A 15033-nucleotide genomic window follows, 5' to 3' on the forward strand; every position below is an offset into this window, starting at 1 on the left:
ATGGCCGAGCTTGTCGTGGAGATCCACGTCCCCCTGGTTGCGGATCCACGGGTCCCCGAAGACGACTACGCCTTTCCGTGGATCGATGTGATCGACGAGTTCATCTTCGAGAGGGAGCAGCAGGGGGAGGCGGAGGTCTTCGACGACAGTGAGGAGTTCGGGGACGTCTATGTCTTCTTCATCAGCGGGGCCGACGAAGTCACGCTCCTGAGCATCGCCTCCCGCGCGGTCGTTCTCGACGGAGTGCCCGGCGGCGCGTTCGCCATGGTCACGCACGACAAGGCAGGGGAGTTCGGATTGGGGCGGCGGGTAGAGCTTCCCGTGTTTTGAGAGGGCCTTCCCCTTGTCTTGAAGGGCTGGAGAGCAGCAGCCCAGTCGACTCCAAGCCACCCACAAGAGCCGTCCCCCACCATTCCAGCTGTGGACGGAAATATCAGGAAAAGGTTTACGAAGATCGCCGCAGTGGCGGCGGTCGTGATGGCGGTCGCGTTGCCCGCCTCACCCGCGGCGGCCGACCCCGCGACCGACGAGCGGCCCGACGTGCCCGTCGGCACCTGGCTCGCGGCGCGCACGCAGCCGGCGGTCCAGCTGACCACCTTCACCTACACCGCGACGGTCTCCGTGCCGTCCAACACGATCAACCAGGCTCAGATCGAGCAGCTCAGTCAGCAGGCCGTCGAGGCCGTGACGGCGGGCAAGATCTCCTCGGACGAGCGCAGCATCGCCAAGTGGATATTTCAGCAGATCGCGGCCAACGTGGACGCCTACGTCTCCGCGGCCACCCCCGAGCGCACGGTCGACGCCGAGGTCGGCGGCATGTGCACCGGCTGGTGGGTCACTCCCGACGGCTACATGGTCACCGGGGCACACTGCGTCCAGGTCGGCGAGACCGAGCTCAGCCAGCTGTTCGCGCAGCAGGCGCTGAAGAAGTTCAACGAGCAGGACGCCAAGGAGATCATCAACGGCCTGGGCGACCTCGCGGCCGACGAAGAGATCCTCAAGCTGGCGCAGCAGATCTACATCACGTTCAACACGAACAACATGAAGCTCAGCAACCTGAAGCAGAGTCTGAATGTGATGCAGAGCCTGCCCGGCGGTGGCGTGGACAAGACCGCCAAGGCCGTCCCGGCCGAGCTGGTGTCGGTGGGCGAGAGCTACCCTGGCAAGGACTTCGCGCTGCTCAAGGTCAACGGGCAGCAGAACCTGCCGACCGTGCCGCTCGGTGACGACGCCGACGTGCGTACCGGCGACACGCTGTACATCAGCGGCTTCCCCGGCCTGGTCACGAACACGCCGTTCTTCAGCCTGGAGTCCAAGCTGGAGCCGGCGCTGACCGAGGGCCCGTACAACGCCAAGCGCACCACGCAGACCGGTGTGCCGTACATCCAGACTCAGGCGCCTTCCTACAAGGGCAACTCCGGCGGCCCGGTGTTCAGCAAGGACGGCAAGGTCATCGGCATGCTGATCGCCGGCACGGTGAGCGAAGGCGGCGAGGCCTCCGAGAGCGAGAGCTTCGTCCTGCCGGTGGGCATCATCAAGGAGAAGCTCGGCGAGAAGAACATCAAGCCGGCCCAGGCCATCACGACGACCCGGTACAACGAGGCGCTCAACGACTTCTTCCGGAACCACTACTCGGCCGCGCTGCCGAAGTTCCGTGAGGTGCAGGCGCTGTTCCCGAACCACCCGTACGTGGCCAAGTACATCAGCGACACTCAGCAGGCCATCTCCGCCGGCAAGGACGAGACGCCCAAGTCGATCCTGGTGTGGGTGTTGATCGGGGCCGGCGTGCTGGTCGCCATCGTGATCGCTCTGGTGCTGGTCAGCGTCCTGCGCCGACGCCGGCGCCGGCGCCCCGAGCCGTCCTTCGCCCCGCCCTCGTACGGCGCGGTGCCGCCGCCCCCGTGGCAGCAGCTTCCGGCGGGCCAGGCTCAGGTGTCGCCTCCGGTACAGGGTGCCTATGGGCAGGGCTATGGCGCTGGTGGCAACGAAGCCGCGCACTATGGATCGGCCCCGCACAACGGCAATGCCCCGTACGGATCGGCCCCGCACAACGGCAACGCCCAGTACGGACCGGGCCAGTACGGACCTCCCGCGCCCCCGCAGGGCCAGGCGCCCCTCGGGGACCAGACCCGCGCCGTCCGCTACGGCCAGTTCATGCCTCCGCCGGACGACAGGAACGCCTGAGCTGGGAGCCCTGACAACGGCCAGGGCTCCCAGGCCGGGTCAGCAGAGCGTGAGTGCCGCGGTGAGTCAGAGCGGCAGCGGAATCCGGTCGAAGAACCAGTACAGGCTGACCGCCACGATCGGGACCGACATCACGACCACCGCCCAGCGGGCCGCCGGCGTCCGGCGCAGCAGCGCCAGCAGCGGGAAGAGCCCCGCGATGATCGCGAGCTGCGCCACCTCGATGCCGACGTTGAAGCTCAGGAGCGACAGAAGCAACTCCCAGGACCCGCTCTGGTCAATGTCCAGCGCGCCCGCGAAGCCCAGCCCGTGCATCAGGCCGAAGGCGAAGACGACCGGCAGCCGCCACCTGCCCAGCCGATCCGCCTCGCGGCCCAGAAGGTTGGCGAGCGCCACGACGATGATCGACACCGCGATGACCGGCTCGACGATCTCACCGGGCACGTCCACGACTCCCATCGCCGCCAGCAGGAACGTGATGCTGTGGGCGGCCGTGAAGGCGGAGACCGTGATGACGACGTCGCGGAGACCGCGCGCGCCGATGAGCAGGGCGAGCAGGAAGAGGATGTGGTCGAGGCCGAACACCAGGTGCTCGGCGCCGAGCAGGAAGAACTCCCCGGCCTGCTGCCACAGGCCATGCTCGCCGACCCGCACCGTGGGGCTCGCGGCGACCAGGACCGCGGAGCCCTTCTCCCCGTCGAGGTCGTAGCGGACGATCGTCTCGGTGCTGTGGACGAAGGTCTCGGCGTCGGGGAACAGCGCGCTCGAGATCGCATGCACTCCCCCGCCCTCGCCACCGCAGGCGTAGGTGAAGGTCAGCACCGCGAAGGCCGCCTTGCCGCGCATGCGCACGTCCGCGTCGCCGGCCATCGTGGGCGTGCAGGCCTTATCGTCGTACGCCACGGCGAAGCGCTCCGTGACGTACTCGGTCACGGCGTCGCGATTGATCGTGAGCTGGCGAAGTTGCTCGGGCCGCTCCTTCGCCTCGTAGGCCTCGGCGTAGAGCCAGGCCGACTTCATGAGCAGGTCGTACTCGAGGTCGAGCACGACCTTGACGTTCGCGCCCGTGCCGGTCACCTCCGCGTGGGCCTTCGTGGTCGCCTCGTGCGCCGCCGCCGGAGCGGGGAGCACCAGGGCGCCGGCGATGACGGCGAGGACCACGGCGGACAGCCGGCGCCAGCAGGGCATGTCTCGTTTCTCCAGATTCGGGATCAGGGCCGCCGCCCCGGACTCGACGTCCGGGACGGCGACGATGGATCAGCGCTTGAACCAGCCGTACATCGGCGAGTCAGGCCCCCACGTGCCAGGGCGGCCGTGCTCGTCCTTAGTGACGAAGACGCTCGGCTCGGAGGCGGTCACGCCGCCGCCAGTGGAGCGGGCCGTGACGAACCAGGCGTAGGCCGTGTTGTCCTTGAGGCGGTCCCAGGTCACCGAGGCGACCTGACCCGACGCGACCGTGCTCTTGCCGATGATCCGGGTGGGCTCGTAGAGCGCCAGGGAGTCGGTCTGGAAGGTCGTCGTGCGGGAGGTGAGGTCGACCGGCAGCACCATGTTGTCCTCGAGGCCGTTGTAGCGGCGTCTCGGGTCGAACTCGGTGGCGCCGAAATCGTTGAGCAGCGGAGAGTAGGTGTCCACGCTCACCTCCGCCCGCTTGACGTTGAACTGCAGCAGCCGCAGGAAGCTCGCGCCGAACTGCAGCTGGTCGTCCGGCTTGTAGCCGCCGATCTCGGTGAGCCCGAGACGGTCGGCCGAGACCGTGTAGAACTGGTAGTCCGCCAGCAGCTCGACCACGCCGTTGCCGACCTGGCCGACCTTCGGCTTCACGTTGGTCCCCACGCCGTGCTCGTGCCCGGCGAGGATGAGGAAGACGTTCGGGTTCTTCTCGACCACCGTCTTGTACAACACCGAGCCGTCGGGCGCCGAGAACCCGGCGCCGCGTCCGTCGGGGTTGCTGCTCGGCACGATGTAGTCGTGCGAGAGCAGGATGCCGTTGCGGCCGGCGAACTTCTTGAAGACGGAGTCGGCCCATTCGGCCTCCTCCCTCGTCACCCCGTACGACAGGCCGACCACGACGAAGTCCAGGCCACCGGCGGAGAACAGGTCGTAGTGGTTCTGGTTGTCGCCTTCCTTCCACGGCCCGCCGTACTCGGCGTGCTGCCAGCCCTGCGAGGCGTCCTGGTACCGGTTGGGGCCGTAGTACTTGTTGTAGATGGCCTCCGGCCCGTTCTCGGTGCCCGACTGGTTGTCGTGGTTCCCGGCGACCACACCGTTCGGGATTTTCGCGTCGTCCAGCACCCGCTGCTGCCTCGAGGACACCTCGAACTCGCCGACCACCTGCCGCTGCATGGCCTCGTCGGCGGGCTTGCGGATGTTGTTCTCGATGATGTCGCCGGTGTGCGCGACGTACGAGATCTTGCGCTGGTCCTTGTTGTCCTTGATCCAGTTGACGATGCCGGCGTACGCGGACTCCCACACCGCGCGCTCCTCGGCGCTCTCCTGCTCGACCGCGCCCTCGGAGATGTACTGCGTGTCGGTGAAGTGCGCGATCGAGAAGTCGTACGTGGCGGGGTCGGCGAAGCCGTTCGGGTCTCCGGGCTCGATGTCGTCGGCGAACGGGTCCTCACCCGTCACCATGACGTGGACCTGCTGCCTGTCGATGTAGTCCGCGTCGACGACGGCGCTGAGCACGGTCTTGCCGTCGGCCGCGCCGCGGGCACTGGTCAGCAGGTCCCATGCCTTGCTCTTCGTGTTCCACACCCGCAACGACGCCAGGCGCTCGGGGTCGATGGCCCCTTCCCAGCGCAGGACCGGGGAGTCCACGTGGCCCTTCACCTGGATGTCGTACCGCTGGTAGGTGAGGTCCTGCCCGGCAGGCGCGTCGAGGGTCCTGCCGTCGGCGGGCTCGAGCCCGTCGGCCTTGACCTGCTTCTCGCCGGGGACCCGCAGGGTCGTGGGAACGGACTGGGCCGTGCCCTGGAACACCTGGTTCGGGGTCAGGATCTTGGCCTCGGAGAACGTCGCCGTCACCTGGCCGCCGTCGGGTTCGGCCACCTTCGCCGAGAGCTTGACGGGGTCCGACACGTCGACGGCGCCCAACGCCGGGGACAGCTCGGCGGGAACGTCCGGGATGCCCGCGGACTCGAACACGATCTCGCGGGTCGCGGTGTTGCCGAGGCCGTCGGCGCCGGTCACGGCGAGCGTGTGCTTGCCGGCCCGCAGGCCCGGCCCCACCTTGGCGCCCAGCGCGATCGGCTGGCCGTCGAGCTTGACGTCCGGCCCGGACACGACGCCGTTGGCGTCCTCCAGCTTGACGTCCAGCACGACCGTGGCGGTGATCTTCTCGTCCGCCGCCGGGACGCTCTGGGCGATCTTCGGGGCCGTGTTGTCGCTGATCAGGAGCCGGGTGGCGGTCTCCCCGGTGGTCGACACCGCGGCGATGGTGTGCTTGCCGTCCTCGAGCTTGGTGGTGTCGAGGTCCGCGCGCAGGCCACGGGCCGGCGCGGTCACGAGGAACTCGAGGTCGATCTCCCTCAGCGGGTTGACGTTGTCTCCGCAGTTACCGTCGCCCATGCCGTACGAGGTCTTGAGCATCTGGCCGGCCGCCGTGCCCTGCGCCGGGGTGAGGACGATGTTCGAGATCGTGAAGTCGTCGCGGTTGTTGCCGCAGGACGTCGGAAAGGTGCCGGTCACGAAGTCGATCGTGTTCCAGCCGGGCACGAGGTACTCGTTCGGGATCGTGAAGTCGACGCGCCTGCTCAGGAAGTCGCCGTCGAGCACGATCTTCTGGCCGTTGACGAGCACGAAGTTCTGATAGCGGGCCTCGATCGCGTTGGCACCCACGTTGAAGCTGAGGGTGGCGTTGCCCGAGCCGAGCGTTTCGATGAGGTGCACCGCGGGGGCGTCGATCGTGTAGCGCAACTCTGCTTCGCGCAGCGCGGTCTGGCTGCTGCCGCAGGCGCCGTCGCCCATCTCGTACGCCGGCTTGATGTCCTGGCCGGTCACGGTGGCGCCGTCGAGGGTGAGCGCGAGGTTCGAGATCGCGAAGTCGTCGCGGTCATTGCCGCACGTCTGCCGGTAGTCCCCGGTGACGACCTTGATCGTGTTGTCGCCGGGCGCCAGGAACCGGGCCGGGACGGCGACGGTCACGCGCCGGCTCGCCCAGGAGCCGCCCAGGTCGATGCGCTTGCCGTTGACGAGCAGGAAGTTGTCGTGCCTGTCATCGATCGAGTCCGCGCCGACGTCGAAGGCGAGCATCGCGGCGCCGTTGCCCAAGGTGGCCTTCGTGGCGGGTTCCTTGCCATCGACGGTGAGGGACTTGACGCCGCCCTCGCCGGCGGCCGGGAGGTTCGCGAAGACCGGCTTGGTGCCGGCCACGAGCGTGCCGTCCGTGGGCAGCAGCCGCGGCGCGCCGGCGGGGGCGTTGTTCACGGTCACGGTGTTCTTGACCGTCACCCCTGCCGCGGTCGTCGCGGTGATGGCGTGCTCGCCGTTGGCCAGCGTCGTGGTGTCCACGTCCGCGGCCAGACCCGTGGTGCCCTGCGGGTCTCCCAGGACGAAGAACTTGAGCGTGGCTCGCTTCAGCAGCGAGGTGTTCGTACCGCAATCGCCGTCGCCGAAGGCGAGGGAGTAGGGGTTCTCCTCGCCGTCAGCGACCTCGCCGAGCAGTTCGAGGCCCACGTCGAACAGTACGAAGTCGTCGTAGTTAAGGCCGCACGAGGACGAGATGGCGCCGACGACGATCTCGACGGTGTTCTCACCCTTGACGAGGTGCTCGTTCGGGATCTCGATGGTCGCCCGCTCGTTGACGTGGTCGCCGATGTCGCTCCGGTACGCGCCGTTGACGAGCACGTAATTGTGGTACAGCCCCGAAGTCGAGTTCGAGCCGACGTCGAAGCTGAGCTTGGAGACGCCGAAGGTCCGGGTGGCGTTGAGCGCGGTGCCGTCGATGTCGAGCTTCGCGACGCTGTCACCGGCCGCGGCCGGCACCGCCGCGACCTTCACCGTGCCCTCCAGGTAGGAACCGCCGGCGGGGGTGAGCGTCGGGGGGCTCGGGGAGCTGGTCGGCGTCGGGGTGGGCCGTCCCCGATCCTGCTCCCCCGGGTCGGCGTACGCCGCCGTCACGAGGCTGCTCGCCAGCAGCACCGCGACCACGGCGGCCATACCGAGACGTCCTCGCCTCCGTAAGGCACCCAGTAACTCTTGCTGCATCGGGTGCGGTCCCTTCTATTGACGTGCCAAGTGGCTTGTCGTCGGGCGGCTTGCCCTCCGGGCGGACACCCTCGAGTGCACGAGTGAACGGTGTGCGTCCAGAGGCTGAAGGGACGAGGAACGATCAACTCATTCTGGTCATCCGTTACAGGACGGGAACAACCGGGCACTGCACTCGGCAACCTGGACAGCACGACGACGATGACGAAGCCCGGCATGGCCGGCAGATTCTTCACCGCCGGCGACCTGATCCACGCCGGTGACGGCAGCGTCGACGGACGATCCCGGCACCTCCAGCGAACCGGCAGCCGGCACGTCGGACGAACCGGCTACCGGCCGCCCTCACTACTGTGCCGAGGCTTGCCACCGACGATGACGGAGCCTGCTCGACGGCATGCCTGGGATCGGGCAGCCGGCGGGACTCATCGCTCCGCCAGATTCTTGACCCAGACGGACACGCTCTGCATGAGCACATCCAGCTCCCTGCGCAGCTCCGCGTTCTCCTGGCGCAACCGCAGCAGCTCGGCCCGCTCGTCCACGGACAGCCCGGGCCACGTCGCCTGGGCGACCGGCTGGGCCGCCTCCGCCAGAGTGTGGTGCACGGTCTCGGTGTCGGCCTTGGGCCTGGGAAGCGTCAGGGTCAGCAGCGCCGCCACCAGGGCCACGCCGCAGCCGATCAGCAGGGCGGTACGGAAGCCGGACTCGGAGGGCAGGGTGTGGCCGCCCATCGTCACCGTCATCTGGGCCAGCACGACCCCGACCACGGCAGCGGACACGGACGTGCCGATGGAACGCATCAACGTGTTGAAGCTGTTGGCGGAGGCGGTCTCATTCCTGGGAACCGCGCCCATGATCAACGCCGGCATCGAGCCGTAGGCGAGCCCGACGCCCATGCTGCCGACGCAACCGGCGATCATCAGGCCCCAGGCCCAGTCCATCAGGACCAGCGCGGCGCCGTACCCGAGCGAGAGAATCAGCGCGCCGATGAACAGCGTGGTCTTCGGCCCGCGGGCGGCCGACAACCGGGCGCCGAACGAGGAGACGGCCATCATCATCAATCCGGACGGAGCCATCCAGAGTCCGGCGGCCAGCATGGACTGGCCCAGGCCGTATCCGGTCGCCTCGGGAAGTTGCAGGATCTGCATGACGACCAGCGACTGGGCGTACATCGCGAAGCCGACCAGGATGGAGACCAGGTTGGTGAAGAGCACCTGAGGGCGGGCGGTGGTCCGCAGGTCCACCAGCGGATCCCGGACGCGCAGCTCCCACAGGGCCCACAGCAGCAGGATCACCACCGCGGCGCCGAGCAGCCCGAGCGTGGTGCCGCTCCCCCAGCCCCAGTCGGCGCCCTTGGACACGCCGAGCAGCAGGCAGACCAGCGCCGCGCCCAGGCCGATCGCCCCGACAACGTCGAGGCGGCCATTGGCGTTCGCGGGCGTGTGGGGCACCAGGAGCCAGATCAACGCGGCGACCATCAGGCTCAGAGCGGCCGAGCCCCAGAACAACATCCGCCAGTTCGCGTACTCCGCGACCGCCGCCGAGATCGGCAGCCCGAGCGCGCCGCCGATTCCCATCGACGAGCTCATCAGCGCGATCGCCGGACCGACTCGCTGGGGCGGCAGCAGGTCACGCAGTGCGCTGATACCGAGCGGGATCATGCCCACGCCGAGCCCTTGCAGGCCACGCCCAGCGATCATGGGGATCAGGGAGTCGGCCAGCGCACAGACCGCGGATCCGGCGATGAGCGGCAGCGAGCAGACGAGCATCATGGTGCGCTTGCCGTACAGGTCGCCGAGCTTGCCGACCACCGGGGTGCCGACCGCGCCCACCAGCAGCGTGACAGTGATCACCCAGAACGTGTCGGCCGCGGCGGCGTCGAGCAGCCGTGGCAGCTGGCCGACCAGCGGCACCACCAAGGTCTGCATGAGCGAGCCGACGATGCCGGCCACCGCGAGCACACTGACGATCCCGCTGCCCGAACGCGCAGTGGGTGCGGAGTGCACCATATATCCCCCTTTTACCCGTTAAAGCCCAATGCACCATACACATGATGTGGCTCATGCACAATTTATGCATGGTGCATATCAAGCAGTGCAGCTCACGGGCGGGGCCAGCGGCGTCCTTCGAGTCGCTCGATGTCGGAGCTGAAGCGCTTGAGGTAGGCGGCGAAGGCGGCGGCGTCCTCGGGCGCCCAGTCGGCGAGCACCTTCTCCAGGCCGCGAAGGTTCTGCTCGCGCGCCGCTCGGAGGCGGTGAGCGCCCTCCGCGGCGATGCGGAACTTGCGGGCGATGCCGCCCTGGGGGTCGGCGAAGCGCTCCACCAGCCCGGCCCGCATCATGGCGGAGGTCTGCCGGTTGAGCGTGGAGGGGTCCAGCCGGAACGCTTCACTGAGCTCCCCGGTCGACATCGGGCCGTCGATCTCCAGGCGGCTGAGCAGTGTGTACGCACTCCGGTCCAGCTGGCCACCGTCAGGACAAAGCCGGGGGCGTGGACAGGTAACGATGCCGCCCGAGCAGCATGGTCTCGTACTCAATCAAGCGCGTGGACGTCTCCATGACCGGCCTTCCTTCCCTCGATGTAGGTCAGCGCACACCATCCGGCTAGGGATGCATCGTGCACACGTTATGCATCTACCATGCTATATGCATGGCGCATATCGATGCGGTCTATGAGAAGATCCCTGCGCAATGTGTCTGACTTCTGCAGGGATGGGGGACGATGTACGCGATACCGCTGGGCGATGACGGCGCCGAGTTGCGCCCGCTCGAGCCGTGGCAGGCCGAGGAGTTTCTCGCCCACATCGACCGGGGACGGGAGTTCATCGGGCGATACGTCCGGCTGCCGGAGGTTGTCTCGGACCTGGCGTCGAGCCGCTCGTTCCTCCAGTCGTACGCGGACAAGGCGGCGGCCGACCTGGGGCGGATCTACGGCATCTGGACGGACGGCAAGCTGGTCGGCGGGGTCCTCTTCCGGACGATGGACGTCCAGCACGGCACTGCCGAAGCGGGCTGCTGGCTGGAGCCGTCGGCGGTGGGCAAGGGTCTGGTCACCAGGGCCGTGCGCGTGATCATCGATTGGGCCGTCGAAGAGCGAGGCATCCATCGCGTGGAATGGCAGGTCGCGGCGGAGAACGCGGCCAGCATCGCCGTGGCCAGGCGACTCGGGATGACGAAGGACGGCGTGCTCCGCGAGAGCCACGTGCTTCGGGGGAAGCGGTACGACATGGAGGTCTGGTCGGTGCTCGCACCGGAGTGGCGAGCGGCCCGGGGCACCTCTTCCCGGTAAAGCCGGGCCGCCACTACAACGCCATGCCGCACCGGCTCCGTCAGAACGGGTACTGCGGCGGCTCCCCCCGCATGGTGATCCAGCGGGTCTCGGTGAACGCCTCGATGTTGGCCGCCGCCCCGCCGAAGCGGGAGCCGGTGCCGGAGGCGCGCACGCCGCCGAACGGAGCGTTGGCCTCGTCGTTGATGGTCTGGTCGTTGATGTGCACGATCCCGGTCGGGATCTGCTCGGCGACGGCCAGGCCGCGCATCACGTCACGGGTCACGATGCCGAGCGACAGGCCGTACTCGCTGGTCGCGGCCAGCTTGGCGGCTTCCTCGGCCGAGGAGACGCGGGTGACCGGCGCGACGGGGCCGAAGACCTCCTCGGCGAACGCGGGCGCGGTCAGCGGGACGTCGGCCAGCACCGTCGGCCGGTAGAAGAGCCGCTCGTACGTCCCGCCGGCGGCCGGCCTCGCGCCCTGGCCGACGCTCGCGGTCACCAGATGATGGATCTTGTCGCGCTGGCCGGCGTCGATCACCGGGCCGAGCGCCACCTGGCCGGTTGCCGGGTCACCGACCGGGAGAGCGTCGGCCTTGGCGGCGAGCCGTTCCACGAAGTCGTCGTAGAGGCGGTCGGCGACCAGGTGGCGGCCGGTGGTCATGCAGATCTGGCCCTGGTGGAAGAACGAGCCCCAGGCGGCCAGGTTCACCGCCGCGTCCACGTCGGCGTCGTCCAGCACCAGCAGCGCGGAGTTGCCGCCGAGCTCCAGGTGGGCGCGCTTGAGGTGCTTCCCGGCGAGCTCGCCGATGCGGCGGCCCACCGGGGTGGAGCCGGTGAAGGAGATGACCCGCACGTGCGGGTCGGTGATCAGCGCCTCGCCCACGTCCGCGCCGCCGGGCACCATCTGCAGCACGCCCGGCGGCAGCCCGGCCTCCTCGAACACGCGCGCCATCAGTGTGCCGCCGGTGACCGCGGTGCGCGGGTCGGGCTTGAGGATGACGGCGTTGCCGAGCGCCAGCGCCGGGGCGACCGACCGGATGCCGAGGATGATCGGCACGTTGAACGGCGAGATCACCGCCACCACCCCGGCCGGTATGCGCCGGGCCAGGGACAGCCGCGGCTGCTCCGACGGCAGGAGCTCGCCGATCGCCCGGCCGGGCAGCGAGGCCGCCTCGTAACACTCCTCGGCCGCCACGTGCAGAGCGAACCCGGCCATGCCCGGGACCGCGCCGACCTTGCGGACGTTCCAGCCGCTGATCTCCTCGGCGTGCTGCTGCCACAGGTCGCCGGCCTTGCGCAGGACGGCCGCGCGGGCGGTGTGCGGCAGCGCGGCCCAGTGCTTCTGCGCCTCGGCGGCGCTCACGGCGGCCTCGGCGACGTCTTGGGAGGTCGCCAGGCCCATCCGGCCGAGCTCGCCGCCGGTGGCGGGCTCGGCCACCGCGTAGTCACCACCGTAGCCGGCCGTCCACGTGCCGTTCTTGAAGATCTTCCCTTGCCAGTCGATGCTGTCGAGCAGTCCCACAGGTGGTTCCTCTTTCTCTATTTCGTCCGTACGACGAGGTACCAGGAGCCGTAGTCGGCGAGCAGCTGCTGCAGTCCGCCGCAGGCGCTCACCGTGCTCATCAGAGCGGCCGCACTCAGGAAGGAACGGCGGTTCATGCCGCCCGTGGAGGTGTCGCTCACGCCAAACTCCTTGTGTCGACAGGGAGCCGCACGGACCTCGGGTGGCGAAAGTTGAGCCGACCGTACGGTCCCGTTAACACCAGAGCAACACTCTGTTCCGGAGGTTCGAACGCGATTTGTCTCTTTGAAACGCCGGCTACGGCTGGGGGCGGTGGCCGAGGCGCCGGGAGATCTCGGCGGCGGTGCGCCGGAGCGCCGGTTCGAGGCGGGCGGCCAGCGCGTCGACGGTGGTCGGGGCGACGGTGAGATGCACGGCGATGTTGACCGCGGCGACGACCTCGCCGGAGCGGTCCCAGACCGGCGCCGCGAAGGACCGCAGCCCCGGGGCGAGCTCCTCGTCGTTGACCGCGACGGCGCTCTGGCGCACCTTGGCGAGGGCGGCGATCAGCTGCTCCCTGTTGGTGATCGTCTTGGGCCCGCGGCGGGCCATGTCGGTGCGGTCGAGGATCTGCCTGAGCGCCACCGGATCCTTGTACGCCAGCAGCACCTTGCCCATCGACGTGCAGTAGGCCGGCAGCCGGGAGCCCACGTGCAGGTTGAGGTCCATGGCCAGGGAGCTGCGCCGGCCGCTGCGCCTGCGGTCCACGTAGACCACGTCCGGCCCGTCGCACAGCCCCAGGCTGGCGGTGCAGCCCGTCTCGTCGGCCAGGGCCTGGAGCAGGGGGCCGGCGACCTTGGTGAGCTCCATGGAGTCGATGGCCGCGAACCCGAGGTCCACCACTCGCGGGCCCAGGAAGTATTTCTTCGTCTCCGGGTCCTGCCGGATGTACTCCAGCTTGGTCAGCGTGGCGACGTACCGGTAGGTCGTGCTCTTGTTCAGCCCGACGGCCCGCGCGAGATCGGCGATCCCCAGCACGGAGCGGTCCCCGCTGAAGGCGGACAGGATGCGCAGCCCGCGTTCCAGGGACACGGAGAAGGCGGCGGAGGAGTCGGCCGTCGTGCGGCCCGGAGCTCCCGGGGCTCGGCGCGGGCGGGGGGAGGCGTCTTCGGTCACGAGCGTCAGAATACGGCCCTATCGTTCTAGGTATTCGAACGATGGTGACGGCCAGTCCCCATCACATGAACGCTTCTGGCCGGACAACGCCCAGCAAGCAGATCGGGGGCTCCATGGCGGGAGCGGAGCGTGCCGGGAGCGGCCTGCCCAGGCCGCGCATCGGGCACTTCATCGGGGGCGACTGGGTCGAGCCCGGCTCCGGACGCACCTACCCGAACCGTTCGCCCTGGTCAGGAGAGGTCCTCGGGGAGGTCGCCGCCGGGGACGGCGAGGACGCGGAACGCGCGGTCGCCGCCGCGCACGAGGCATTCGGCGGATGGGCCCGGACACTGCCCGTGGAGCGGCAGCGGATCTTGCTGCGGGCGGCCGACCTGCTGGAGGGCCGCCGCGGCGAGGTGCTCGCCGCCCTGGCCGCGGAGACCGGCTGCGGCCGCCACTTCGGCGGCGTGCAGCTCGAGTTCGTGCTCAAGCTGCTCCGCCAGGCCGCCCACCTGGCCTACCGCCCGGCCGGGGAGCTGCTGCCCTCCGACACCCCCGGCACCCAGGCGATGGCCGTGCGCCGTCCCGTGGGGGTGGTCGCGGCCATCGCGCCGTGGAACGCCTCGCTCGCCCTCGCCGGCCGGGCGAGCATCGGGCCGCTCGCGCTCGGCAACACCGTGGTGCTGAAACCGTCGGAGGAGTCCCCGTACACGGGAGGGGCGCTCTGGGCGGAGATCCTCCAGGAGGCAGGACTGCCCGCCGGGGCGTTCAACGTCGTCACCCACGCCCCCGGCGAGGCCGGCGCCGTCGCCGACGCGCTGCTCGCCAGCCCTCTCGTCAAGCGGATCAACTTCACCGGCTCGACGCCGACCGGCAGGCGGCTCGCGGAGAAGGCCGGTCGGCACCTGAAGCGCGTGGTGCTCCAGCTCAGCGGGCAGAACCCGCTCATCGTGGCGGGCGACGCCGACCTCGAGTACGCGGTCAACGCCGCGACCTACGGCGCGTTCGTGCACCAGGGACAGGTGTGCATGTGCGCCAGGCGCATCTATGTCGAACGGCCGCTGGCCGAGGAGTTCGCCGAGCGGTTCGCGGCCAGGGTCGCGGCGCTGCCGACGGGCGACCCGGCCGACCCGGCGACCGTGGTGGGCCCGGTGATCAATGAGTGGGCCCTGGCCCTTCTCGACCGCCGCGTCAAGGAGGCGGTCGGTCTCGGTGCCCGCGTCCTGGCCGGCGGCGTCCCCGCACCGCCGTGCTACCCGGCCACCGTGCTCACCGACGTTCCGGACGAGGCCGAGATCGCGCAGGGCGAGACGTTCGGGCCTGTGGTGGTGCTGGAGGCGGTCGACTCCGCGGAGGAGGCCGTCGCCCGCGCCAATGACTCCGACTTCGGCCTAGCCGCCTCGGTCATCACCGGCGACGGCCGCCGCGGCCTGCGCCTGGCCTCCGCCCTCGACGTCGGCATCGTCCACGTCAACGACCAGCCCGTCAACGACGAGCCGCACATGCCGTTCGGCGGCGTCAAGGACAGCGGGTGGGGTCGGTTCGGGCTGGGCTTCGCGGCCGAGGAGTTCTGCGAACTCCAGTGGATCACCGTCCGCGACCAGGATCGCACCTTCCCCTTCTGATCCAGGAGCAACGGCGGTTACCGGGTGCGCCTCCCTGGGTAAGAGGGCTATCGCTGTCATCGCCGGTCGGCTGGGGGGCCGCTGCCTGCGGTG

11 protein-coding genes are annotated in these 15033 nt (G+C 69.4%); 4 read left to right on the forward strand and 7 right to left on the reverse strand.

The genetic code is table 11. From position 1 onward, the window contains the following. Together Q9G87_RS06765 and Q9G87_RS06770 are read left to right on the forward strand one after the other, a co-directional pair. Positions 1 to 330 (forward strand): hypothetical protein, encoded by a 330-nt coding sequence (locus tag Q9G87_RS06765; protein ID WP_305915329.1) that lies wholly within the window; start codon positions 1 to 3, stop codon positions 328 to 330. Between the two features lie 132 nt (positions 331 to 462). Then, positions 463 to 2184, forward strand: coding sequence for a S1 family peptidase (locus tag Q9G87_RS06770; protein WP_305915330.1), 1722 nt, complete (start codon positions 463 to 465; stop codon positions 2182 to 2184). A 66-nt stretch (positions 2185 to 2250) separates the two neighbouring features. Here Q9G87_RS06770 and Q9G87_RS06775 read toward each other — a convergent pair whose 3' ends face one another. The 4 genes from Q9G87_RS06775 to Q9G87_RS06790 form a co-directional block, all read right to left on the reverse strand. Then, on the reverse strand, positions 2251 to 3372 hold the full coding sequence (locus Q9G87_RS06775; protein ID WP_305915331.1) for a HupE/UreJ family protein: 1122 nt from the start codon (positions 3370 to 3372) through the stop codon (positions 2251 to 2253). Between the two features lie 69 nt (positions 3373 to 3441). Then, the gene (locus tag Q9G87_RS06780; protein ID WP_305915332.1) at positions 3442 to 7344 is read right to left on the reverse strand and encodes a metallophosphoesterase; all 3903 of its coding nucleotides are present in this window, start codon (positions 7342 to 7344) and stop codon (positions 3442 to 3444) included. A 470-nt stretch (positions 7345 to 7814) separates the two neighbouring features. Beyond that, complete coding sequence (locus Q9G87_RS06785) at positions 7815 to 9398, reverse strand: MFS transporter (RefSeq protein ID WP_305915333.1); 1584 nt, start codon at positions 9396 to 9398, stop codon at positions 7815 to 7817. Between the two features lie 92 nt (positions 9399 to 9490). After that, complete coding sequence (locus tag Q9G87_RS06790; protein WP_305915334.1) at positions 9491 to 9799, reverse strand: MarR family winged helix-turn-helix transcriptional regulator; 309 nt, start codon at positions 9797 to 9799, stop codon at positions 9491 to 9493. A 311-nt stretch (positions 9800 to 10110) separates the two neighbouring features. On the opposite strand from Q9G87_RS06790, the gene Q9G87_RS06795 reads away from it, so the two are divergent. After that, the gene (locus Q9G87_RS06795; RefSeq protein WP_305915335.1) at positions 10111 to 10677 is read left to right on the forward strand and encodes a GNAT family N-acetyltransferase; all 567 of its coding nucleotides are present in this window, start codon (positions 10111 to 10113) and stop codon (positions 10675 to 10677) included. A 40-nt stretch (positions 10678 to 10717) separates the two neighbouring features. Here the strand turns inward: Q9G87_RS06795 and Q9G87_RS06800 are convergent, their stop codons facing one another. The 3 genes from Q9G87_RS06800 to Q9G87_RS06810 form a co-directional block, all read right to left on the reverse strand. Beyond that, positions 10718 to 12181, reverse strand: coding sequence for a benzaldehyde dehydrogenase (locus tag Q9G87_RS06800; RefSeq protein ID WP_305915336.1), 1464 nt, complete (start codon positions 12179 to 12181; stop codon positions 10718 to 10720). A gap of 17 nt (positions 12182 to 12198) precedes the next feature. Next, the gene (locus Q9G87_RS06805) at positions 12199 to 12342 is read right to left on the reverse strand and encodes a hypothetical protein (RefSeq protein WP_305915337.1); all 144 of its coding nucleotides are present in this window, start codon (positions 12340 to 12342) and stop codon (positions 12199 to 12201) included. Between the two features lie 136 nt (positions 12343 to 12478). Continuing rightward, on the reverse strand, positions 12479 to 13336 hold the full coding sequence (locus Q9G87_RS06810) for an IclR family transcriptional regulator (RefSeq protein ID WP_305915338.1): 858 nt from the start codon (positions 13334 to 13336) through the stop codon (positions 12479 to 12481). A 65-nt stretch (positions 13337 to 13401) separates the two neighbouring features. On the opposite strand from Q9G87_RS06810, the gene Q9G87_RS06815 reads away from it, so the two are divergent. Further along, the gene (locus Q9G87_RS06815; protein ID WP_305915339.1) at positions 13402 to 14940 is read left to right on the forward strand and encodes an aldehyde dehydrogenase family protein; all 1539 of its coding nucleotides are present in this window, start codon (positions 13402 to 13404) and stop codon (positions 14938 to 14940) included. Positions 14941 to 15033: the final 93 nt, after the last annotated feature.

Origin of the sequence: Nonomuraea turcica (assembly GCF_030718205.1) — a bacterium.
Classification (GTDB): domain Bacteria; phylum Actinomycetota; class Actinomycetes; order Streptosporangiales; family Streptosporangiaceae; genus Nonomuraea.

Coding starts and splice junctions, on each gene's coding strand:
- Q9G87_RS06765 (WP_305915329.1), top strand. CDS start 1: ATGGCCGAGCTTGTCGTGGAGATCCACGTCCCCCTGGTTGCGGATCCA.
- Q9G87_RS06775 (WP_305915331.1), bottom strand. CDS start 3,372: ATGCCCTGCTGGCGCCGGCTGTCCGCCGTGGTCCTCGCCGTCATCGCC.
- Q9G87_RS06780 (WP_305915332.1), bottom strand. CDS start 7,344: ATGGCCGCCGTGGTCGCGGTGCTGCTGGCGAGCAGCCTCGTGACGGCG.
- Q9G87_RS06785 (WP_305915333.1), bottom strand. CDS start 9,398: ATGGTGCACTCCGCACCCACTGCGCGTTCGGGCAGCGGGATCGTCAGT.
- Q9G87_RS06790 (WP_305915334.1), bottom strand. CDS start 9,799: ATGTCGACCGGGGAGCTCAGTGAAGCGTTCCGGCTGGACCCCTCCACG.
- Q9G87_RS06795 (WP_305915335.1), top strand. CDS start 10,111: ATGTACGCGATACCGCTGGGCGATGACGGCGCCGAGTTGCGCCCGCTC.
- Q9G87_RS06815 (WP_305915339.1), top strand. CDS start 13,402: ATGAACGCTTCTGGCCGGACAACGCCCAGCAAGCAGATCGGGGGCTCC.